Source organism: Actinoalloteichus caeruleus DSM 43889 (assembly GCF_000429185.2).
Lineage (GTDB): Bacteria > Actinomycetota > Actinomycetes > Mycobacteriales > Pseudonocardiaceae > Actinoalloteichus_B > Actinoalloteichus_B caeruleus.
The window spans coordinates 5,357,221-5,379,449 of sequence record NZ_AUBJ02000001.1 but is presented as its reverse complement, the minus strand read 5'-3'; the positions used below and the strand labels follow the sequence as shown (position 1 = coordinate 5,379,449).

At 73.2% G+C, this 22,229-nt stretch carries 15 protein-coding genes and 1 pseudogene; 7 read left to right on the top strand and 9 right to left on the bottom strand.

What is annotated here, in order from left to right; genetic code table 11:
* Positions 1–16: 16 nt before the first annotated feature.
* Together G443_RS21905 and G443_RS21900 are read right to left on the bottom strand one after the other, a co-directional pair.
* Positions 17–172: a hypothetical protein gene (locus G443_RS21905; protein WP_155886100.1), complete on the bottom strand. Its 156-nt coding sequence runs from the start codon at positions 170–172 to the stop codon at positions 17–19.
* Between the two features lie 182 nt (positions 173–354).
* Positions 355–879 (bottom strand): MarR family winged helix-turn-helix transcriptional regulator, encoded by a 525-nt coding sequence (locus G443_RS21900; protein ID WP_245533403.1) that lies wholly within the window; start codon positions 877–879, stop codon positions 355–357.
* Between the two features lie 207 nt (positions 880–1,086).
* Here G443_RS21900 and sigJ point away from each other — a divergent pair, with 207 nt between their 5' ends.
* Positions 1,087–2,034, top strand: a complete 948-nt coding sequence (sigJ, locus tag G443_RS21895) for an RNA polymerase sigma factor SigJ (RefSeq protein ID WP_016696899.1) — start codon at positions 1,087–1,089, stop codon at positions 2,032–2,034.
* Positions 2,035–2,124: 90 nt separating this feature from the next.
* Here the strand turns inward: sigJ and G443_RS21890 are convergent, their stop codons facing one another.
* Positions 2,125–3,015 (bottom strand): hypothetical protein, encoded by an 891-nt coding sequence (locus tag G443_RS21890; RefSeq protein WP_026418562.1) that lies wholly within the window; start codon positions 3,013–3,015, stop codon positions 2,125–2,127.
* An 838-nt stretch (positions 3,016–3,853) separates the two neighbouring features.
* On the opposite strand from G443_RS21890, the gene G443_RS21885 reads away from it, so the two are divergent.
* The 6 genes and pseudogenes from G443_RS21885 to G443_RS21865 all read left to right on the top strand — a co-directional run bounded on the left by G443_RS21885 (position 3,854) and on the right by G443_RS21865 (position 12,779).
* A complete protein-coding gene (locus tag G443_RS21885; RefSeq protein ID WP_103056308.1) occupies positions 3,854–4,888 on the top strand; it encodes a hypothetical protein in 1,035 nt (344 codons plus the stop codon).
* Positions 4,889–5,128: 240 nt separating this feature from the next.
* Positions 5,129–5,473, top strand: a complete 345-nt coding sequence (locus G443_RS21880; RefSeq protein ID WP_016696902.1) for a hypothetical protein — start codon at positions 5,129–5,131, stop codon at positions 5,471–5,473.
* A gap of 152 nt (positions 5,474–5,625) precedes the next feature.
* Complete coding sequence (locus G443_RS21875) at positions 5,626–8,178, top strand: bifunctional FO biosynthesis protein CofGH (RefSeq protein WP_035274334.1); 2,553 nt, start codon at positions 5,626–5,628, stop codon at positions 8,176–8,178.
* A 432-nt stretch (positions 8,179–8,610) separates the two neighbouring features.
* A pseudogene (locus G443_RS25920) lies at positions 8,611–9,324 on the top strand (AfsR/SARP family transcriptional regulator); the annotation flags it as partial.
* A 107-nt stretch (positions 9,325–9,431) separates the two neighbouring features.
* A complete protein-coding gene (locus tag G443_RS21870; RefSeq protein WP_253860265.1) occupies positions 9,432–11,603 on the top strand; it encodes an AAA family ATPase in 2,172 nt (723 codons plus the stop codon).
* A 468-nt stretch (positions 11,604–12,071) separates the two neighbouring features.
* Positions 12,072–12,779: a helix-turn-helix transcriptional regulator gene (locus tag G443_RS21865; protein WP_051313876.1), complete on the top strand. Its 708-nt coding sequence runs from the start codon at positions 12,072–12,074 to the stop codon at positions 12,777–12,779.
* A gap of 84 nt (positions 12,780–12,863) precedes the next feature.
* On the opposite strand, the gene G443_RS21860 is transcribed toward G443_RS21865, so the two are convergent.
* The 6 genes from G443_RS21860 to G443_RS21835 are packed head-to-tail and all read right to left on the bottom strand — an operon-like array spanning position 12,864 to position 22,143.
* Positions 12,864–14,003 (bottom strand): uroporphyrinogen-III synthase, encoded by a 1,140-nt coding sequence (locus G443_RS21860; protein WP_245588767.1) that lies wholly within the window; start codon positions 14,001–14,003, stop codon positions 12,864–12,866.
* 47 nt (positions 14,004–14,050) lie between these two features.
* Positions 14,051–14,380 carry a nitrite reductase small subunit NirD gene (nirD, locus tag G443_RS21855; RefSeq protein ID WP_026418564.1) on the bottom strand — a complete coding sequence of 110 codons (330 nt, stop codon included), beginning with the start codon at positions 14,378–14,380 and terminating at the stop codon, positions 14,051–14,053.
* A complete protein-coding gene (gene nirB / locus G443_RS21850; RefSeq protein ID WP_026418565.1) occupies positions 14,377–16,908 on the bottom strand; it encodes a nitrite reductase large subunit NirB in 2,532 nt (843 codons plus the stop codon). Before nirB ends, nirD begins: the two co-directional genes overlap by 4 nt.
* Complete coding sequence (locus tag G443_RS21845) at positions 16,905–18,563, bottom strand: FAD-dependent oxidoreductase (protein WP_081715396.1); 1,659 nt, start codon at positions 18,561–18,563, stop codon at positions 16,905–16,907. Before G443_RS21845 ends, nirB begins: the two co-directional genes overlap by 4 nt.
* Positions 18,560–20,743, bottom strand: coding sequence for a molybdopterin oxidoreductase family protein (locus G443_RS21840; RefSeq protein WP_026418566.1), 2,184 nt, complete (start codon positions 20,741–20,743; stop codon positions 18,560–18,562). Before G443_RS21840 ends, G443_RS21845 begins: the two co-directional genes overlap by 4 nt.
* Positions 20,740–22,143 (bottom strand): MFS transporter, encoded by a 1,404-nt coding sequence (locus tag G443_RS21835; RefSeq protein WP_051313878.1) that lies wholly within the window; start codon positions 22,141–22,143, stop codon positions 20,740–20,742. Before G443_RS21835 ends, G443_RS21840 begins: the two co-directional genes overlap by 4 nt.
* Positions 22,144–22,229 lie beyond the last annotated feature (86 nt).

The following is a 22,229-nucleotide window of genomic DNA, read 5'->3' as shown; positions in this document are numbered from 1 at the left end:
GGCGTGGTCGGTCGGCTCACGCGGCGGAACGCCGCCGCGTCGCGGGCGCAGCGTTCTCGTCCTCCCGGTCCGCCGGAGCGACCGCGACCACGACGAGGTCCGCCAGGAACTCCCGCTGGCCCGGGTGGCCGTCGAGCCGAGCGGTGGGCCAGGCGGCTGGCCGTCCGGTCATCCGGTGGCGGAGCCGACGCGCGCCACCGGGTGCGCCCTGCCGTGTCGCGCCTTCGCCGTGAGCCACCCCAGGCGCGGAGGGGTGCGGCGGGATGGCCCCGATCACGGGCGGCTCCGCCATCCCCGTGGTGGGACCGGTTCCGCTGTCCCCGTTCGTCCTGTTCACTGGGGAGCGGACGCGGATCAGCGGGTCGCGTGGCCCCGGTCGGCCGCCGTCCTGGTGGTGCCCCGGCCTCCTGACGCCTGCTCACCGGATGGCCTGATCGCGATCGCCGTCAGCAGCCCGGCCAGCACCCGGCGTTCCTCGGAGGACAGGGAGGAGCACAGCGCGCTCTCGTGGTCGGCGACCATCCGGTCGACGTCGTCCATGCGCGCCGCTCCCGCCACCGTGAGGTGCAGTTCGTGGAGCCGGCGGTCCTCGGGGTTCCGCCGGCGCTCGACCAAGCCCTTGGCTTCCAGGTCGTCGACGTGACCGACGACCCGGCTGGGCAGGATTCCGAGCAGGTCCGCCAGCGCCTGCTGGCTCAGCCCCGGTGCGGCGTCCACGGCTCGCAGGATCTTGACCTGGGGCGCGGACAGGCCCAGCGCGGCCGCCCTCTCGGCGAACAAGCCGGCCGCGTAGGCGCCCACCTGGACCAGGAGCGCACCCGCGCCGGTCGGGTCCGGCACACCACCCTGCGCGTCCGCGTCCTCTCCCACAGTGGCCACGCTGCGACTCTAGCAGCGCGCCGGGGATGTCCGCGCTCGCCTTTTCCGAGGTCAACGAGTACCACTCCCCTTGCGAGGACGAGACCGTCGTCGGCTCGGCCACCCCGAAGCGCCCGGCCCCTGCCCTCGGGGACTCCCGGCGCCGCGCGGTCGGCTCGTTCACCCGCCGTCCGTCGCGGAGCGGGTCGTCGGTACTACGATCCGCCCGTGGGTGGGGACGCGGTGCGAGGGGTCGACGGGCGGGACCAGGAGTTGGCCCGGGCCTTCGGCACCCACCGGGCCCACCTCGTCGGTGTCGCCTACCGCCTCACCGGCAGCCGCGCCGACGCCGAGGACGCCGTGCAGGACGCCTGGCTCCGGTTGTCCCGGCTGGGGGATGCGGAACTCGCGGAGGTGCGGGACCTGCGCGGCTGGCTGACCACCACCGTCGGTCGGCTCTGCGTCGACCGGTTGCGGTCCGCCCAGCGGCGCCGGGAGCGTTACGTGGGCCAGTGGCTGCCGGAGCCCCTGGTCACCACCCTCGAGGGCGGGGAGGACGATCCGTTGGCCTCCGTGGTGCGAGCGGACGGCGTGCGGATGGCGGCGATGGTCGTCCTCGACGAGCTGACGCCGGAGCAGCGGGTGGCGGTGGTGTTGCACGACGCCTTCGGGGTGCCCTTCGACGAGGTGGCGGCGACGCTGGGCTGCGCTCCCGCCACGGCCAGGCAGCACGCGGTCCGTGGTCGACGGACGATGGCCGCCGCCGACCCGCCTCCCCGCGCGGCCCTCGTCGAACAGCGGGAGGTGCTGGACCGCTTCCTCGTGGCGCTCCGCTCCGGGGACGTCGTCGCCGTCACCTCCCTCCTCCACCCGGACGTCAGGTTCATCAGCGACGGTGGCGGTCGGGCCAGGACGGCGCTCCGGGTGGTCGTCGGCGCGGAGAAGGTGGCGCGACTGTTCCTCGGCCTGCTGCGCCGGCACGGCACGCTGCCGGTGACGGCCGGCAGGGCGGTGTTGGTCAACGGCGACCTCGGAATGATGCTCGCCGCCGGCTCGGGCTGGGGCGGTCGCGACGAACCGGGGGGCAGGGTGACGTCCTTCGCCATCCGGGACGGGTTGGTGCTGGGGGTGTACGAGGTGGTCAACCCCGAGAAGCTGGTGGCCCTGCCGCGCTGACGAGGTAACCGGCCGGTGCCGGCTTCGACTCAGCCAGGCCCTGCCCACCCGATCCGCTGGGCGGCCCGAGGCGGGGTGGGGGCGTGGCCGTCAGAGGCCGTACCGGTGCTTCACGTTCCGCCAGAAGTCGCGGAGCATCCACCCGTCGAACTCGGTGATGTGCGGCGAACTGCCCGCCCGCATGATGAACTCGCTGACGCCGGTCGGCGTCCAGTCGTAGAAGTCGTCCAGGCCGAAGGTGTGGCCGATCTCGTGCAACAGGATCGTGACGTTCTCCGCGTCGAGCGAGTCGACGAAGTACTCGCTGCCCATGCGCTGTCCCCAGTCACCGCCCGCGCCACCGCTCATCCCCTCGGTCAGCCACAGCGACTGGTCGTAGTGCCGCGCCGTTCCTCCGGGGCACCGGGAGTAGTCGCCGTCCTGGTTGAAGAACCGGCCGCACTCCTCGGCGCACTGCGGAGCGCCCTCGCGGATGTCGTTGACGTAGATGTCGACCGAGTCGTCATCCCATCGCAGGGTGTCCCTGTCCCGGACGGCCCACCCCACCACCGTGACGGGCACCTCGGTGTAGGGCCAGGCGTTGTGCCCCTGGCCGTTGTCGAGCATCACGTCCGTCCATTTCCGGTACTGCCGACGCAGGGTCTCGTGAATGCGGTCCCGGAGCTCCTCGGACACCGGCCGCGAGGAGTCCCAGCGCACGCAGAAGTTCAGGTATCCGCCGTTGGCCATGACCTGGTCCCAGCCGTAGTTGCGGAAGCCGTGCAGGTCCGGGTAGGTGGCCTCGACGTGGTCCCACACCTCCTGGAGGGGCTGGCGCAGGTGGGCCGGCGGGTTCCAGTCATCGGCGACCTCGACGACGGCGGTCGGCGCCGCGGCCTCCGAGTTCCCGGGCTCCGCGCCGGCGGTTCCGCTGGTCGTGGGGATCGCGGCCAGGAAGACCGCCGCCAGTGCGGCCAGCACGAGTCCGGGTCGACCTCTCATGGTTCCCCCCACGGGTGCGTTCGGCGGCGCTCGGGGTGGACCGGAGGAGCTGGGCCGGCTCCCCTCCCGGCAGGCGAAGCGCCCATGCCCGCCACCCGTGCCCTCCGACACTAGGAGCGGGCCGGGACGGCCACAATCCGCCGCCGGAGCCAGGCCGGCCGGCCGGGTGCCGCAGCCGGGCGGCATCCTGTCGAGCATTCCGGCGGCCGGGCGGCCGGGCAATGGCACTCCCGAACGGTTCCACGGGAGGCCGAACCGTTCATCCGGCGATTGTTCCGCTTTTTTCCATTCCCGCGATGGCGGCGGTGAATGGGAGGGGTTTCGACCGGGCGGGCGCGCCAACCGCAGCTCACCACCCGGTCAACCCGCTGCGCGCCACCTCTCCTCCCGCCACCCGCGCGAGGTGAGCAATTCACCCACTGGATCGCCGGGGAGTCACCCGTTCCCCGAACGGGAGAACGCGGACACGGAGCGGAACCAGGAATCATGGCGCGCCGCACGGCGACGACGGGAGCTCGACAGGAGGAACACCCTCGGGGAGCTGCGCGGACCCGGCACTCTCGCGGACCTCGGCGCCACCCGCCCTGGCGCCGGGGCCGCGGCTCCTCCAGGTCGACCACCCGGGCAGGCGATGGTCCCGCGCACGCGGAGCGACGAGCCCGTCCCAGACAGATGCGTCGCGGTGCACCAAGTCGGACACGAACCGATAACTCCGGTCGGTCAAATCCGTTACAGCCTGGCCACAGGCAGACAAACCTTTTTGCCGTCTTGTTGACCTGCCGCGCCCCGCCCATACATTTGTACCCGGTGCTCACAGGCGTATAACAAGGAGAACAGCGTGGACCTCGCGAACTCGGCAATTCCGTCGGCGCAGCAGAACACGGCCACTGGACGGGGTGTGAAGCCCGCCCGTCGGCGCACCGCCGCCGTCGCGGCCCTCACGACCACCCTGGCCGGGGCGGCCACCTTCCTCGCGGCCCCCGCCGCGCACGCCGCGCTGACGACCCACTGCGTGGGCACCGCCGGCGCCGTGACAGTGCCCAACAACCTGGTCGTCCCCGCTGGTGAGTCGTGCGACCTGACCGGCACCGTCATCAACGGCGACGTCACCGTCTTCGAGGGTTCCGACCTGCTGCTCCAGGACGTGACCATCAACGGCTCGGTCACGGTGCGGGAGAACGGCTTCCTCGACGCCGCCGGTTCGTCGGTGTCGGGTTCGGTGACCCTCGCCAACGCCTTCGGCACCTACGCCTACGACAGCGAGCTGAGCGGTGCCACCGCCACCGACTCGGGCTTCTTCTACAGCTTCGACTCGGACATCACCGGTGACGTCGCGACCCAGAACAGCGAGGTGCTGGTCGAGTCCAGCTGGGTCGAGGGCAGCCTGAGCTCCGAGGGCAGCCTGCTCACCGACGTCTACGACTCGGTCGTGACCGGCGACTTCCGCGTCAGCGGGGCCGAGCAGGGCAGCGTCCTCTGCTCCACCGAGGTCGACGGCGACGCCGCCTTCGTCGGCAACAGCCAGATCCTCCAGGTCGGCGCCGCCCAGCCCTACGGCGGCTGCGGCACCAACGTGTTCGGTGGTGGGCTGTCCTTCGAGGGCAACAGCGCCGACGGGTACGTGAGCAACAACATCGTCCGCGGCGACCTCAGCTGCACCGACAACGACCCCGCCCCGCGCGGCACGGACAACCGTGTCCGCGGTGAGTCGCTGGGTCAGTGCGCCGAGCTGGCTCCGGTGCAGGCTTCCGCCCGCACCATGACGCTGGCCACGCAGTCCCGCGACGCCGACATCACCGAGCGCATCGAGACCCGCTCGGCCGAGGGCGCCCAGGCGGCCCAGGAGGCCGGCCCGGCCAACATCGGTAGCTGACGCCCGGCGTCACCTCCACGACCAGGGGCGGTCGGAGCACACGGTGCTCCGACCGCCCCTGACGTCTGTCCAACCGTCACCGAGTGACACCGACCACGAACTGGCGACCTCGTGCGAGGGGCCCGATTCATCCTGTTGGTACGTTCGTGCCACCGAACTGACCACAACGTGGCGGCTGATCCGCCGCTCGGGTGCGGACCCAGGCGGGGTCGTCGCCACCACCACGGAACGGATCACCCCATGGACGTCGTGCGGCTCCTCTTCGTTCTGGCCCATCTCGTGGGTCTGGCCCTGCTGCTGGGAGGCTTCCTCGTGCAGTGGCGCGCCGGGGACCACAAGCCCGGAGAGGTGATGTGGTGGGGCGGTCTCGTCCAGCTCGTCACCGGAGCGGCCCTCGTCGGGCTCCGTGAGGCGCAGGACCTCCCGGTCGACCACATGAAGATCGGGATCAAACTGCTCGTCGCCCTCGCCGTGGTCGTCCTGATCCTGCTGGCGCGCCGACGGACCACCCCCTCGACGGGAATGTTCCTGGCAACCGGAGCGCTGACCTTCGTGAACGCCGCGATCGCGGTGCTCTGGGTCTGATTCGGACGGTCCCGGCAGCACCGGCGGGCCACCTGATCGGCCGGCACGCCGACCGATCACTTGGCAAGCCAGGGCGGCGGGTGCAGGCTGGGACCTCCCAGCGGATCAGGCGAACCGGCGGCGCTGGGGCGGCGCCGGAAGAAGGTGGTGTCATGCCGTTGCCGGTGAGCTCTTCCGCACTCCGTCGGGCCCTGCGTCGTGCCCGGGACGGGGTCACCCTCAACGTGGACGAGGCACGGGTGCTGCTCTCGGCCCGGGGCGAGGCGTTGACGGACCTGATGGCCAGCGCGGCCCGCGTCCGGGACGCCGGGCTGGCCGCGGCCGGCAGGCCGGGAGTGGTCACCTACTCGCGGAAGGTCTTCATCCCGCTCACCAGGCTGTGCCGCGACCGGTGCCACTACTGCACCTTCGCGACCGTGCCCGGCAGGGTCGCGGCTCCGTACCTGGAACGGGACGAGGTGGTCGCCCTCGCCAGGGACGGCGCGCGGCTGGGGTGCAAGGAAGCGCTGTTCACGTTGGGCGACCGCCCGGAGGAGCGGTGGCCCGCGGCCCGGGAGTGGCTCGCCGAACGCGGGTGGTCGTCCACCGTGGACTACCTCCGCGCCTGCGCCATCGCGGTGCTGGAGGAGACCGGCCTGCTGCCGCACCTCAACCCGGGCGTGTTGACCTGGGAGGAGTTCCAGCGGTTGAAGCCGGTGGCCCCCTCGATGGGCATGATGCTCGAGACCACCGCCACCAGGCTGTGGTCCGAACCGGGCGGCCCCCACTACGGCTCCCCGGACAAGGAACCGGCGGTGCGCCTGCGCGCCCTGGAGGACGCCGGGCGGAGCGGGGTCCCGTTCACGACCGGGATCCTCATCGGCATCGGGGAGAACGACCAGGAACGGGCGGAGTCGCTCTTCGAGCTGCGGCGGATCTCGCGGGCCTACGGCGGGATCCAGGAGGTCATCGTCCAGAACTTCCGCGCCAAGCCGGACACCGCGATGCGCGGCGTGCCCGACGCGGAGGTCGAGGACCTGGCGGCCACCATCGCCGTCGCCCGACTCGTGCTGGGCACCTCCGCCCGCATCCAGGCCCCGCCGAACCTGGTGGACGAGCAGTACGCCCTCCTGCTCCGCGCCGGGATCGACGACTGGGGTGGCATCTCCCCGTTGACCCCGGACCACGTCAACCCGGAGCGGGCCTGGCCGGAGATCGACGAGCTGGCCCAGCGCTGCGCGGAGTCGGGTTTCGTCCTGCGGGAACGGCTGACCGCCTACCCGCCCTACCTCCGCGAGCCCTGGCTTGACCCGCGTCTCCGGGCCCATGTCGACGCGCTCGCCGACGAGGACGGCCTGGCGAGGGAGGGCGCGATCCCGCGGGGGGCGCCCTGGCAGGAGCCCGAGCTGGGCCTGGCCGAGTCCGGCCGGACCGACCTGCACGACACCATCGACACCGCCGGCCGCAGCCGGGACCGGCGCGACGACTTCGACAGCGTCTACGGCGACTGGGACGAGTTGCGGGCCAGGCTCGACCGGTCGGCGGCCGGGGCGCCCCCTCGGCTGGACGGGGACGTGCGTGCCGCGCTGCGGGTCGCCGAGGACGACCCCGCGGCGATGAGCGACGCCCAGGCGCTGGCGATGCTCACCTCGACGGGAGCGGAACTCGAGGAGGTGTGCCGGCTCGCCGACGACGTGCGACGGGACGTCGTCGGTGACGAGGTCACCTACGTGGTGAACCGGAACATCAACTTTACCAACGTCTGCTACACGGGCTGCCGGTTCTGCGCCTTCGCGCAGCGGCGCGGCGACGCGGACAGCTACACCCTGTCCCTGGAGCAGGTCGCCGACCGGGCCGAGGAGGCCTGGCGGTTGGGCGCCACCGAGGTGTGCATGCAGGGAGGCATCCACCCCGACCTCCCCGGGACGGCCTACTTCGACATCGCCTCGGCGGTGCGGAACCGCGCACCCGGGCTGCACGTGCACGCCTTCAGCCCGATGGAGGTCGTCAACGGCGCCAGTCGCACCGGCATGTCCATCGAGGAGTGGCTCGTCGAGGCGAAGCGGTCCGGTGTGGACTCGATACCCGGCACGGCCGCGGAGATCCTCGACGACGACGTGCGCTGGGTCCTCACCAAGGGCAAACTCCCGGCCGCCACCTGGATCGAGGTGATCACCACGGCGCACCGGGTTGGTCTCCGTTCGTCGGCGACCATGATGTACGGCCACGTGGACACCCCGGAGCACTGGGTCGCCCATCTGCGGACCCTGGCCGCCATCCAGGACGACACCGGCGGGTTCACCGAGTTCGTCCCCCTGCCCTTCGTGCACACCAACGCGCCGATCTACCTGGCGGGCCTCGCCCGGCCGGGCCCGACGGCCGAGCAGAACAGGGCCGTGCACGCCGTCGCCAGGCTGGTGCTGCACGGCCGGATCGACAACGTGCAGTGCTCCTGGGTGAAACTCGGCGACGACGGGGTCCGCCAGCTGTTGCGGGGTGGCGCGAACGATCTCGGGGGCACGTTGATGGAGGAGACGATCAGCCGCATGGCGGGATCGCGGCACGGCTCCCGCAAGAGCATCACCGAACTCCGAGAGCTGGCGACCGGGATCGGCCGTCCCGTGCGGCAACGGACGACCGACTACGGACAGGTGGCCGAGGAGGCCCACGAGGTGGCGACGATCGCGTTGCCGCTGCTGGGCACCGACTCGCGCGGGTCGGGGTGAGCCGGGTCCCCGGGATGGAGCGGGAGAATTCCCGGAATTCCGGGGACGACCGAATCCGTTATCGGCGAAGGCACCCGCGCTCGGTGCGTTCGAGGAGCACGGCGGCCTGAGATCGGAACGACGTCCTCACCGCCGGGTGGCCGGGGCACCCCCGGCCACCCGGCCCCCGGCACCGGCACCGACACCGACACCGACACCGACACCGCCCCTGACCAGGGCTGATCATGGTCCTCCTCGCGGTGCTCGGCCGCGTCTCGCCCCTCGGGAACCCCCGGATCGAGCGACGGCGAGCCGGGCGTGGCCGCACGGCGCCGACGGCGCGAGCCGTTCTCCACGATCGTGAGAAGTGGAACCTCCCGGACGAAGCCCACGTCATACGATCGGCGCATTCAGCGCACCGCACCATGCCCTGTTTCACGGACGGGAGGACCGATGCGATTCCGCGTGCTCGGCCCACTGCGCGTCCGCCGTGACGATTCCTGGGTCCCGGTCGGCGCTCCGAAGTGGCGGTCGCTGCTGGCCGTGCTGCTGATCAACCGCGACCTGCCGGTCTCGACGTCCCGCCTCGTGGACGAGCTGTGGGGCGAGACACCACCCACCCGGGCGAACGACCTGGTGCGCAACTACGTGATGCGGCTTCGCCGGTTCCTCGGTGCGGACGGCGGAACCCTGCTGGTGCGCGAACCGGCCGGATACCGCCTGCGCTGCCCTCCCGAGGACGTGGACTCGGAGGTCTTCCGCCACCAGGTGGCCGAGGGGGTGGCCGAGTTGGAGGCCGGGGACCCCGCGCTCGCCACCGCCCTGCTGAGGGACGCACTGGACCTGTGGTCCGGTGAGCCGCTGGCGGACGTCGTCCCGTCCCCGTCGGTGACCGCGGCCCGCCGGGCGCTCGGCGAGCGCCGCGACCTCGCCCTCGACCACCGGATCGAGGCCGACCTGGCGACCGGGGAGCACGTGACGCTGACGGTGGAACTGCGGCGCCTGCTCAGCGAGAACCCCTGGCGGGAACGGCGCTGGGGCCAGCTCATGCGGGTGCTGCACGCGTCGGGCCGGCGCACGGAGGCGTTGGAGGCCTACCGGGAGTTCTACGGGATGCTGCGGGACCAGCAGGGCGTCTCACCGAGCCGCGACCTGGTCGAGCTGCACCAGGCCATCCTGACCGCCGGCCACCAGCACGCTCCCACCGAACCCGCGCCCCCGCCAGGGGCGTCGGCAGCGCCCGGCGCCCCACCGACGAGGTCGACGCCTTCCCGGTGTCCGAGCCCGTGTACCAACTTCCCGCGGACATCGCCGACTTCACCGGGCGGGCGGAGCAACTCCGCACCCTTCGGTCGGTGTTGGCGGAGTCCGCTCCTGGCACCGCGGTGCCCGTCGCGGCGATCTGCGGGCCACCCGGCGTGGGCAAGACGGCGTTGGCCCTGCACACGGCGCACCAGCTCCGCTCGTGGTTCCCGGACGGACAGCTCTACATCCGGCTCGGGGGTGGCTCCGGCCACCCCAAGGAGCCCATCGAGCTGCTGGGCGAGATCCTCCGCGCCCTCGGGGTACCGCCGGGACTGCTGCCGGCCTCCCTGGAGGAACGGGCGTCGCTGTACCGGTCCCGGCTGGCCGATCGCCGGGTGCTGCTCGTACTCGACGACGCCGGGGAGAGACCGGAGTCGTTGGAACCGCTGATCCCGGGTACGGCGGGCTGCTCCGTGCTGATCACGTGCCGGTTCCGCCTGACCGGGCTCGCGGGGATGCGGTACGTGCAGCTCGGCCCGCTGTCGAACCAGGAGTCCTACGAACTGCTGGGGCTGACCATCGGCCGGCACCGGGCCGCGCGGGAGAGCGGGGCCGCGCACGAGATCGTCGCCCGGTACGAGGGCCTTCCCCTGGCGATCAGGGTGGTGGCCGGCAAGCTCGCCTCCACCCCGCACCTCCCGCTGGCGGCGTTCCTGCGGGGTCTGCGCGCGGAACGCACCCGGCTGGACAGCGCGGAGGACGGCGGAACCGGGGTGAGGGCCGCCATCTCCGCGACCTACGACGCGTTGACCCCGGTGGCCGCCCGGTCGCTGGACACCCTGGGCGTGCTGCACACCGAGACGGTGTCCGACTGGATGTTCCGCCTGCTCGCCCCCTGGCAGGCGGACCGGGCGCTGGACGAGCTGGTCTCCCGGTACCTCCTGGACATCGACGCCCCCGGGTACGACGGGTGGCCCGTGTACAGGTTCCACTCCCTGTTGCGGGACTACGCCAGGGAACGGCTCTTCGAACGGGACGTGGACGAACGTCGCGACGTACTGCGCCGCTTGGTGGCCGGGGTGCGGCAGGTGGCCGAGCGCGCGGCGGACCGGGCGGGCGTGTACCCGACCCTGCCGCGTCCGAGGGCGGTGACGGCGCGACCGGTCCCGGAGGAGACCGTGCGGACGATCGTCGAGGCCCCGTGGGAGTGGTTGCTCGGCGAGAAGCGCACCCTGTCCGGCGTCGTCGCCGACCTGGTGGGGCACGGGCTGCTCGAGGAGGCCGTGGGACTCCTCGACTCGGTGCGGCCCTACTTCGAATCCCTCGGTCGACAACGTGAGCTGACCGCGCTGTGGCGGCTGGTCGCCGACGCCCTGCCCGGGGACGATCCCCTGCTGCCCAGGGCGCGGCTCGCGGTGGCGGCGGCCATCGGCGAGTTCGGGGACTTCTCGGAGGCCCGCCGACTCCTGGAGGACGTTCTCCGCCGCCACGCCGGCAGCCTGGAACCGACGGAGATGTTGCAGGTCAGGCTCTCACTGGGCTACTGCCACGCCGGGCTCCGCGACCAGCTCGGCGCGCTGCGGGAGTTCCGGGCCTTCACGGCCCTGGCGGAACGGGTCGATGGGGTCGCCCCGACGCTGGTGGTGGAGGGCCTCTGCTGCGAGGCGGGCGCGCTCACGGCCGCCGGCCGGACGGCGGAGGCCGACGAGCTCTTCGACATCGTCGAGTCGCGGTTGGTCGCCGTCGACGACCCCCGGTGCGAACTGCGCTACCTGCACGGGCGAACACAGCACGACCTGCGGCTGGGGGAGGTGGCGAGAGCACTCCGCCGGGCCGAGCGGGGTGTCGAGTTGGCCCGGTCGTTGCACACGATGCTGGCCGAGATCACCTTCCTCGGCTTCGCGGGGGAGGCCAGAAGCCGGCTGGGCGACCACGACCAGGCCCTGTCACTGCTCGGGGCGGCCCACCGCCGGTGCGTCGACATCGGACACCAGTCGTTCCAGGCGATGGCCCTCACCCGGCTCGCGGAGGCCCACGAACGCGCCGGTGCCTACTCCTCGGCCGAGGAGACCGCGACCCGGGCCGTCACGCTCTGGCGTCAGCTGCGGGCCGATCGGCGGGAACGGACCGCCACCGAGATCCTCGCCCGGGTGCGGCAGCGGTGCGATCCGCGCCGCGAGCGCCCCAGCGCGGCCTGCTGAGGGGCGGCGCGTCCGCCGCGCCGAGGCGCACCGGGCATCGATCGGCCGGCCAGCCCCGGACAGCTGACATTAGGTGATCTGGCGGATGTCGCCACGGAGGGTAGCCGCTAGGTTCGAGGTCGGCGGGCGCGCGCCTCCCAACGTCCCCGCCCGGGACGCGAGCGTCGGGCTCACCCGGGCGCGACCCGGCACCCCACCCCGGTCCGGGGTCGGCGGTGCCCGTGCCCGCTCGCGAGGTGCGCGGTCCCCCGGTTCCGGACGTCACGCCACCACCACTCAACGCATCCTCAACGCCGACTCAACGGCGGTCCGGTTCGCTGGGGTGCGCAGGGGCGAACTCGACAGGTTGGAACGGCATGGACATCACCCAGATGAACGCACGCGGAAGCGCCACGGGCTGACGGGGGCGGCGAGACCGCCCCCGACCAACTCCGTCAGCCACGGACCACTCGCAACGGGAGGCTTCCCATGCTCAGCATCGACATCATCACCGGCAGCAGGGACAGGCTGCAGAACGACACCCAGCTCCAGTTCATGATCGCGCTCGGCCTCGGCCGCTTCAACATCTCGATCCACGCGGTGCACGAGACGCTGCGGGAATCCCTGCGCCACTCGGCGAACTCGGAGGTCGCGGCCTGGTTGCTCTACTCCGACGCGTTGGACGGCGACGACCTCGTCGACCTGAGGGCGCGCACCGCGGTCGAGGGCCAGCCCGCGCCCGTGGTCATGGTCTACCCCAAGGGCGCGACGGACTTCGACGCCGTGCTCCGGTCCCAGCTCGCCGGCGTGGTGACCACGGCGGACACTCCCTGGGTGCTCACCGCCGCGCTGCACTCGGCCGCGCAGCACAAGCTGTTCCTGTCCCCCGAGGTGCTCGCGACCCAGGCCTCCAGCCTGGTCAACGTGCTCCGGAGCGGGCCGGCGCCGGCTGACCTGCTGACCGAACGCGAGCAGCACGTGTTGGCGCTGCTCGCCGAGGGGCTGCCCAACTCGAAGATCGCGGTGGAGCTGTTCATCAGCAGGGCCACCGTCGGGTCGCACGTGCTCAGCATCCTGCGGAAGCTGGGGGTGTCGAACCGGACCGAGGCGGCGGCCATCGCCCACCGCACCGGTATCGCGCACCGGACGGCCTGCCGGCCCGTGGAGGCGATGGGTAGGCGCACGGTGCCGGTGTGAGCGAGGAGGGCACGCGGGGCGGGGGCCGGGCCAACCGAGCCGGGCCCCGTGCCAGGTCGTCGGCCGGACGGGGCGCCCGGGTCCTCAGCGGCGCGCCCCGGGGCGCTCGGCCGCACCCCCAGGGCAGCGCGGGGCGTCCTGGAGGGGGTCGTAGGACAGCCGGTACCCCCGTTTGATGACCGTCTGGATCACATCGGCCCGTCCCAGCGCGGCCCGCAGCCTGGTCATCGCCGTCTCCACCGCGTGTTCGTCGATGTCCTGGCTGCCGCCGGGGGCGGTTCGGAGCGCGTCGACCAGTTCGCCCCGGGGGACCACCCGGCCCGGCCGCCGCGCGAGGACCCGCAGCAGGCACATGGCGCTCGGAGGCACCGGCCGCAGCGCACCGCCCAGGACGACGGCCCGCCCGCGCAGCCAGAGCTCGGTCCCGGCCACGGGCAGCCGGGGGGAGCGGGCGGCGAGTCCGTCGGCGAGTTCACGGACCAGCGCTCCCAGCCGGTACCGCTCGGGCATCACGGCGGGCACGTCGTGGTCCTCCAGCGGGGCGCGGGTCACGGGCCCGACGCAGGCCACGAGCACCCGGCCCCGCAGCGCGGCCAGCAGGTCCCGCTGCCTCCCCATCTCGGCGGCGGTGCTGAGCGTGCTCGCGGCCGCCGGGGCGCTGGTGAAGGTCAGCGCGTCCACCTCCCCCGCGCAGGCCAACGTGACGAGTCGCCGCAACGGCTCCACGTCGACGGGCCGCGTCCACCGGTAGACGGGGATCTCGATGACCTCCGCACCGGCGCCGCGGAGGGCGTCGACGAAGTGCGGCAACGGTTGCCCGTGCAGTTGCACGGCGATCCTGGCGCCCGCCACTCCCTCGGCGAGCAGCCGGGCGAGCACCTCGCCGGAGGACTCCGACGCCGGCGACCAGGCGTCGGGCAGACCGGCGGCGCGGACGGCCCCCCGCGCCTTGGGGCCACGGGCGAGGAGCCGCGCGCCCCGCAACCGGTCGATCAGCCGGTCGCCGAGGCCCCACCCGTCGGCCGCCTCGACCCAGCCCCGGAAGCCGATACCGGTGGTGGCGACCACCGCGTCGAGTCGGCCCGACAGGCATCGTCGGGTCGCCGCCACCAGGTCCGCGTCGTCGGCGAGGGGGACGATCCTGATGGCCGGGGCGTGCACCACCTGGGCTCCCCGCCGTTCCAGGAGCGCACCCAGTTCCTCCGCACGCCGGGCCGCGGTCACCCCGACGGTGTAGCCGGCGAGTGGCGGTGGAGGGTCGCGCGGTGGGGTCACGGAAGTCCGATCTCGACGACGTCGCCCTGTCGCCGAACAGCGTAGGTGGGCAGGGCCAACTCCGGGTGGGTGACATCGAGGCAACGCCCGGACCGGAGGGAGAAGACCTGCTTGTGCATGGGGGACGCCACCACCGGTTCCCCCGCTCGGTCCCCGACGATCCCCCGGCTCATCACGCTGGCGCTGCTGACCGGATCGACGTTGCCCAGGGCGTACAGTTCCCCGTCCTCCGTGCGGAACAGGGCGATGAGATGGCCGTCCACCAGCACGGGAGCACCCAGTTCTGGTCGCAGCGCCTCCCACCGGCACACCTCGCGCCACCTCATGCGCGCACCGCCTCGGGACGGATCACCGGCAGGGGCAGCGGCACGGGCCCGTCCGTGGCGCCCGGGCGGATCTGCCCGCGTTCCGTGGTGAACCGGATCGTCGGATCGGGCACGTCCGGGGAGTTCACGAAGGACACGAACCGCGCCACCTTCTCGGGATCGGCCAGCACCCCCGCCCACTCGTCGGCGTACTCGCCCACGTGACGTTCCATCGCCGCCTCCAGTTCCTCCGCGATCCCCAACGAGTCGTCCACCACCACGGCGCGCAGGTGCTCCAACCCGCCCTCCATCGCCCCGATCCACGCCGCCGTGCGTTGCAGGCGGTCCGCGGTCCGGATGTAGAACATGAGGAATCGGTCCACGAGGGCGATGAGCGCTCGGTCGTCCAGGTCGGCGGCCAGCAGTTCCGCGTGCCGGGGGGTGAAGCCGCCGTTGCCCCCGACGTAGAGGTTCCACCCCTTCTCGGTGGCGATCACGCCGAAGTCCTTCGACCTGGCCTCCGCGCACTCCCGGGCGCAACCGGACACCCCGGCCTTGATCTTGTGGGGGGCCCGCAGGCCCCGGTAGCGCAGTTCCAGCCGGATGGCCATCGCCACCGAGTCCCCCACCCCGTAGCGGCACCAGTCGGTACCGACGCAGGACTTCACGGTGCGCAGCGCCTTCCCGTAGGCGTGGCCCGACTCGAACCCGGCGTCCACCAGCCGCCGCCAGATCAGCGGGAGCTGCTCGACCCTGGCCCCGAAGAGGTCGATCCGCTGGCCGCCGGTGATCTTGGTGTAGAGGCCGAAGTCCCTGGCCACCTCGCCGATCGTGATCAGCTTCTCCGGGGTGATCTCCCCGCCGGGGATCCTCGGCACCACCGAGTAGGTGCCGTTGCGCTGGATGTTGGCCAGGAAGCGGTCGTTGGTGTCCTGGAGGCCCGCCTGGTCCTCGGAGAGCACGTGGCCACCCGCGAGACCGGCGAGGATGGAGGCGACCACCGGCTTGCAGACGTCGCAGCCCCTGCCAGCCCCGTGGGTGCGGACCAGCTCCGAGAACGTGGTGATGCCGGTGGCCCGCACGATCTCGTACAGCTCGGCCCTGGTGTGCCGGAAGTGCTCGCACAGCGCCCGGTCCGGTTCCACCCCGCACCCGGCCAACAGGCCGCCGAGCATCGGCACGCAGGACCCGCACCCCGTGCCCGCGAGGGTGCACCGCTTCACCCCGGCGACGTCGGTCAACCCGTGCTCGGTGATGGCGGCGGTGACGTCTCCCTTGCTGACGTTGTGGCAGGAGCAGACGGTGGCGTCGTCGGGAACCGCGTCGGCGCTCAGCCCGCCGCCCCCGACCGGCGCCAGCACCTCCTCCGGGCTGGCGGGCAGCGGTCGCCCGAGCAGGGCCCGCAACGTGGGGTAGGCGCCGGCGTCTCCGACGAGCACCCCACCGAGCAGGGTTCTGGCGTCGTCACTGAGCACCAGCTTGGTGTAGGTGCCGCTGGCGGCGTTCGCGTGCACGACGTCCAGGGCGCCCGGGGTGGTCGAGTGCGCGTCGCCGAAGCTGGCGACGTCCACGCCGAGCAGTTTCAGCTTGGTGGCGGGTTCGGCCCCGCCGAAGGTGGCCGAACCCCCGAGCAGCCGGTCCACCACCGTCTCGGCCATCGCGTAACCGGGTGCCACGAGGCCGTAGGTGCGCCCCGCGACGGCGGCGCACTCACCGACCGCCCACACCCGTGGGTCCTCGGTCCGGCAGGTCTCGTCGACGAGGACACCGCCGCGCTCCCCGACCGGCAGGCCCGCCGCCCTGGCCAGCTCGTCACGCGCCCGGATGCCGGCGGAGAACACGACGAGATCGGCCGGGACCTCGGTTCCGTCGGTCAGGCGCACCGCCCGGGTCCTGCCGTCCTGGCCCGCCTCGACGGCGCCCGTCCCACTACCGGTGTGGACGACCAGGCCGAGCCGCTCGACCAGCCGCCCCAGGGTGTGACCGCCTCCCTCGTCGACCTGCAACGGCATCAGCCAGTCCGCCATCTCCACGACCTGGGTCCGCAGCCCGAGCAGTCGAAGCGCGTTGGCTGCCTCCAACCCGAGCAGGCCGCCGCCCACGACGACCCCGTCCCTCGCCTCCCCGCTCGCGGCCCTGATCCGATCGAGGTCGTCGACGGTGCGGTAGGCGAAGCACCCCGGCAGGTCGTGCCCGGGGACCGGGGGCACGAAGGGGCGGGAACCGGTGGCCAGCACGAGGGCGTCGTAGCGCACCGGCGTGCCGGCGGAGGTCCACACGGTGCGGGTGGCCCGGTCGATCGACTCGGCGACGACCCCCAACCTGAGATCGACGGCCGTGTCCCCCGCGAGTTCCCCGTCGTCGAGGCGCAGGTCGGCGAGGCCCCGCCCGTCGAGGTAGGACGACAGGCCGACGCGGTCGTAGGCGGGATGGCGCTCCTCACCGAGGACGATCACCCGCCAGCGACGTTCGTGGTCGCGGGCGCGGAACGCGGTCACGAACCGGTGACCGACCATGCCGTGGCCGACGACAACTAGGGTGCGGGTCATGCGACACCTTCCTCGTCCAGGTCGGGGCGTGCGGTGGAAGCGGGAGGGGCGGCACCCGCGCGGACCAGGTCCCCGGCGCCTGACGCCGGGGGCGGGCGGCGCGCGGCGGGAGCGGCTGCGAGCGGGACCTGGCACGACGGGACGTCCTGGTCGCGGGACTCGGGTTGGCCGGGCGCCCGGGCCGTCCCAGCGGGTTCCGGCTCCGCCGCGGCCCCGCCGTTCTCGCCCTCGGCCGCCCCCGCCGGCGCGGCGGCCGGCCCGGCACGCTCCAGCCACCGGCACAGGCCGGTGAGGGTGGCGGCGCAACCACCGCAGCCCGTGCCCGCGCGGGTCACCCTGCTCAGGGCCGGGACATCCCTGGCACCCACCCGCCAGGCGGTGACCAGCGCCCGTTTCGAGACGGCGTTGCACCGGCACACCACGGCGGTGTCGGGCAGCTCGGCGAGTTCCTGGCCCTGGGCGCCGCCGGTGGTCTCACCGAGCAACAGGTGGAACGGGTCGTCCGGCAGTGGATCACCCCGGTCGTAGAGCTGCCCGAGGGTGGCCGCCGCACGCGGGAACCCGATCAGGATCGCCCCGGTGACCCGGTCGTCACGAACCGCCAGCCGGGCGTAGCGGCCCCGCCGCTGATCGGCCATCGTGACCAGGTCGGCGGGCTCCGACGCCCTGCTGTCACCCAGCGCGGTGAGGTCGATGTCCCGCGCCTTGAGCCTCGTCACCGCGCTGGAACCCCGGTAGGCGGCGACGGGCGCCGCGCGGGTGAGCAGGGAGGCCAGGACGTCGGCCTGGTCGAAGCCGGGGGCCAGCAACCCGTACTGCACGCCGTCGTGTTCGGCGCAGTCACCGACGGCCCGGATGTGGGGGTCACTGGTGGTCAGGGTGTCGTCGACGACGACACCGCGACGCACCACCAGCCCCGCCCCGGTGGCCAGCTCGGTCCTCGGGCTGGCGCCGACGGCGACGACGACGAGTTCGGAGTGGATCTCCCGGCCGTCGTCGAGGACGAGGTGCCCGTCGCGGTAGCCCACCGGCTGGTGGCCGAGGTGGACGGTGATGCCCAGGGCACGGGTCGAGGCCAGCAGGACGGCGCCCGCCACGTCGTCGAGCTGGCGTTCCATCAGGGAGCGGGACCGGTGGACCAGGTCGACCCTCGCTCCCCGGGCGGCCAACGCCCGAGCGGTCTCCAGCCCCAGCGTCCCGCCGCCGAGGACGGTCACGGGCAGCCCGGTGCGAAGGCGGCGTCCCAGGTACTCGACGTCGTCCAGGGTGCGCAGGGCGACCACCGCCGCCCCCGGCTGGTCGGAGGGACCGGTCAGCCCTGGGGCCTCGGGCCAGACCGGTCGCGCCCCGGTGGCCAGCACGAGCACGTCGTAGTGGTGGATCGCGCCGGAGGAGGAACGCACACGGCGGCGGTCCCGGTCCACGTCCGTGACCCGCTCCCCCACCCGCACGACGACCGCCGGCCCCGGCGGCGGCAACCGGGTGTCGTCCCCGCTCAGGGTCCCCGCGACCACCGAGGGCAGCAGCACCCGGTTGTAGGCGGGACACCGTTCCGCTCCGAGCACCGTGACCCGGTGGTGCTCACCGCCTCGGGCCGTCCGGTCGGCGAGCCGGTGACCGACCGGCCCGTTCCCGACGATGACGATCCTGCTCATCGGACCTCCTCCGCTCCGGTCGAGCCGCCGGGGCCACCCGGTCCGGGCGAGGTGGTTCCGCCCGCTCGTTCGAGCCGGACGGCGCACACCTTGAACTCGGGCATCCGGCTCACCGGGTCGAGCTCGGGGTTGGTGATCAGGTTGGCCCGTCCCTCCTCGGGGAAGTGGAAGGGCAGGAACACGGTGTCGGCCCGCAGGTGGGGAACGAGGCGCACGGTGGCGGTGACGCGACCGCGCCGGGTGACGACGTGGGCCACGTCCCCGGCGGCGAGCCCGGCGCGGCCGGCGGTGTCGGGGTGGACCTCGACGTAGGGGACGGGTTCCACCGACGCGAGCTCCGGGACGCGGCGGGTCTGCGCCCCCGACTGGTAGTGGGCGAGCACGCGCCCGGTCGTGCCGTACAGCGGGTAGCCATCGTCGGGCGGCTCCGCTCCCGGGCGATGGGCGACCGGCCGGAACCGGGCCCGACCGTCCGGGTGGGCGAAGCGGTCCAGGAACAACCTCGGGGTGCCGGGGTGCGGCGCGCCCGAGGTGCGGGGGCACGGCCAGTGCAACGCCTCACCCCGGTCGAGCCGGTCGTAGTCGATCCCCGAGTAGTCGGCGCGGCCGCCGGCGGAGGCCGCGGCCAGTTCGGCGAAGACGACCTCCGGTCGGGTGGGGAACCGCCCGGCGGGCTGGCCGAGCCGGGTGGCCAAGGCGCTGAGCACCTCCAGGTCCGTGCGGACCCCGGGGGGCGGTGGCACCGCGGCCCGGCGTCGCAGCACCCTCCCCTCCAGGTTGGTCATCGTGCCGTCCTCCTCCGCCCACTGGGTGGTGGGCAGGACGACGTCGGCGATCCGGGTCGTCTCCGAGGGGACGAAGTCGGCCACCACCAGCAGGTCGAGGGCGGCGAGGCGTTCGGTGACGTGCCCGGCTCGCGGGGCGGACACCACCGGGTTCGTGCCGAAGACCAGCAGTGCCCTCGGCCCGTCGGGCCCGCCGAGGGCGTCCAGCAGTTCGTAGGCGCTGCGGCCGGGCCCGGGCAGGTCCTCGGGGCGCACCCCCCACACCCCGGCGACGTGGTTCCGAGCCGAGGGGTCCTCGATCGAGCGGTACCCGGGTAGTTGGTCCGCCTTCTGCCCGTGCTCCCGGCCGCCCTGCCCGTTGCCCTGTCCGGTGAGGCAGCCGTAGCCGCTGCCCCGCCGGCCGGGCAGGCCCAACGCCAACGCGAGGTTGATGACAGCGCTGACGGTGTCGGTCCCGGTGCTGTGCTGCTCGGCGCCCCGCCCGGTGAGCACGTAGCGGTGGGACGCCGCGGCCAGCAGCCGCACCGCCGCCCGCTGGTCGGCCACCGGCACGCCCGTGACCTGTTCGGTCCGCTCGGGCCACCAGGCGACCGCGTGCCGCCATGCCTCGTCGAAGCCGGTGGTGCGGTCCCGGACGTAGCTCCGGTCGACGTGCCCGTCGACGACGGCGACGTGCAGCAGGCCCAGGGCCAGCGCCAGGTCGGTCCCGGGCCGCGTCCGCAGGTGCAGCGCCGCCCGTTCGGCGGTGGGAGTCCGCCTCGGGTCCACCACGACGAGGTCAGCGGCGGCGATCCTGGCCATCAGCGGCGGCATCGTCTCGGCGGGGTTGGCCCCGACGAGCAGGACCACCTCCGCCGCCTCCAGGTCGGTGACCGGGAACGGCAGTCCCCGGTCGACGCCGAAGGCCGCGTTCCCGGCGGCCGCCGCCGAGGACATGCAGAACCGACCGTTGTAGTCGATCTGGCTGGTGCCCAACGCGACCCGGGCGAACTTCCCCAGCAGGTAGGCCTTCTCGTTCGTCAGCCCGCCCCCTCCCAGCACCGCGACCGAGTCCGCTCCGGCGCGGTCAACGGCGGCCCGGATCCCGGCGACGGCGCGGTCGAGAGCGGTCGGCCAGTCGGTGGCCCGCGACGGACCGCCTCGGTGGTCCCGCACCAGCGGACCCAGCAGCCGGTCGCCGGCGGAGAGCAGCCGCGGCGCTGTCCACCCCTTCTGGCACAGCCGACCGCGGTTCACGGGGAAGTCGGTGGGGCGCACCCCGATCGTGGGGCGTCCCCCGCCTCCCCCGCCCTCCTCGACGAGTTCCGTCCCGCACTGGAGTGCGCAGTAGGGGCAGTGGGTGGCGGTGGCCGCGACCACGGGCGGCGGGACCGACGCGGGTGGTGTGGAGGTCACGCTCCACCCCCCACCGCCGCCGGGGCTCCCCGCTCGGGGGCGAGGGCGCCGTTCCTGGTCCGGGGAGCCCTCAGGTACACCACCCAGGTGACCAGCACGCACAGTCCGTAGAAGGCGAGGAAGGACAGGAACGCGCCGGTCCCGGTGCCCGCCTCCCCGCCGTAGGCCGCGCGGAACGCCAGGTTGATCAGCACGCCCCCCAGCGCGCCCACGGCACCGGCGATGCCGATCACCGCGCCGGTGATCCGGCGCACCCACCTCGCCTCCGTCCCGGGCGCCGCCCCGGGTGCCCGGCTGGTCGCCCGCGCCCGGAACACCACCGGGATCATCTTGTAGGTGGAGCCGTTCCCCACGCCGGTCAGCACGAACAACACCGTGAATGCCCCGATGAACAGCCGGAACGACCCCTGGGACGAGGCCAGGACCAGCAGCCCGGTGCCGGCCGCCATCGCCAGGAAGGTCCAGAACGTGACCAGGGCGGCGTCGAACCGGTCGGACAACCAGCCACCGACCGGGCGGCTCAGCGAACCGAGAAGAGGTCCGACGAAGGTCAGGGAGGCGGCCTCCACCGCGCTGAACCCGAACTGGGTCTGGAGGACGAGACCGAAGGCGAAGCCGTAGCCGATGAAGGACCCGAAGGTTCCCACGTACAGCAGGGAGATCAGCCACGTGTGGGGTTCGCGGACCGCCTCCCGCTGGGCGTCGCGGTCGGCGCGGAGCCCGGGCAGGTTGTCCATCCGCAGCGCGCAGGCCAGGGTGACCAGCACGATCACGGGCAGGTACACGGCGGCGACGTAGGCGGGGCTGGTCGACCCGGCCACCGAGATGACGGCGAGGCCGACCAGCTGCACGGCGGCGACCCCCAGGTTCCCGCCACCCGCGTTCAGCCCGAGCGCCCACCCCTTGTGCCGTTCGGGGTAGAAGGCGTTGATGTTGGTCATCGAGGACGCGAAGTTCCCGCCGCCGACACCCGCCACCGCCGCCACGACGAGGAAGACCCAGAACGGGGTCTCCGGCCGCTGCACGAGGATCGCGGCCAGCAGCGTCGGGACCAGCAGGACCGCCGTGGCGGCGACCGTCCAGTTCCGGCCGCCGAAGCGGCACACCCACCCGCTGTAGGGCAACCGGAGCAGGGCACCGACCAGCGTCGGCGTGCAGACCAGCAGGAACTTCTCGCCCGAGGTGAAGTGGAAGCCGATCTCCGGCGTCATGAAGAGCACCATCACCGACCAGACGCTCCACACCGAGAACCCGACGTGCTCGGAGAGCACCGAGAAGAGCAGGTTGCGCCTGGCGACGTGCCGGCCCGTCCGCTCCCAGAACTCGTGGTCCTCCGGGTCCCAGCGCTCCAGGCGTCGGTCACCGGACGGGTGGGCAGTGGCGTCCGTCGTCACCGGCACGGCGGTCTCCTCTCGCGGCTGGCGGGAGCCACGCTAGGCAGCGCCTGTTACCGGCCGGGGTCGCCGCGTTACGCCGAGCGGAAAAG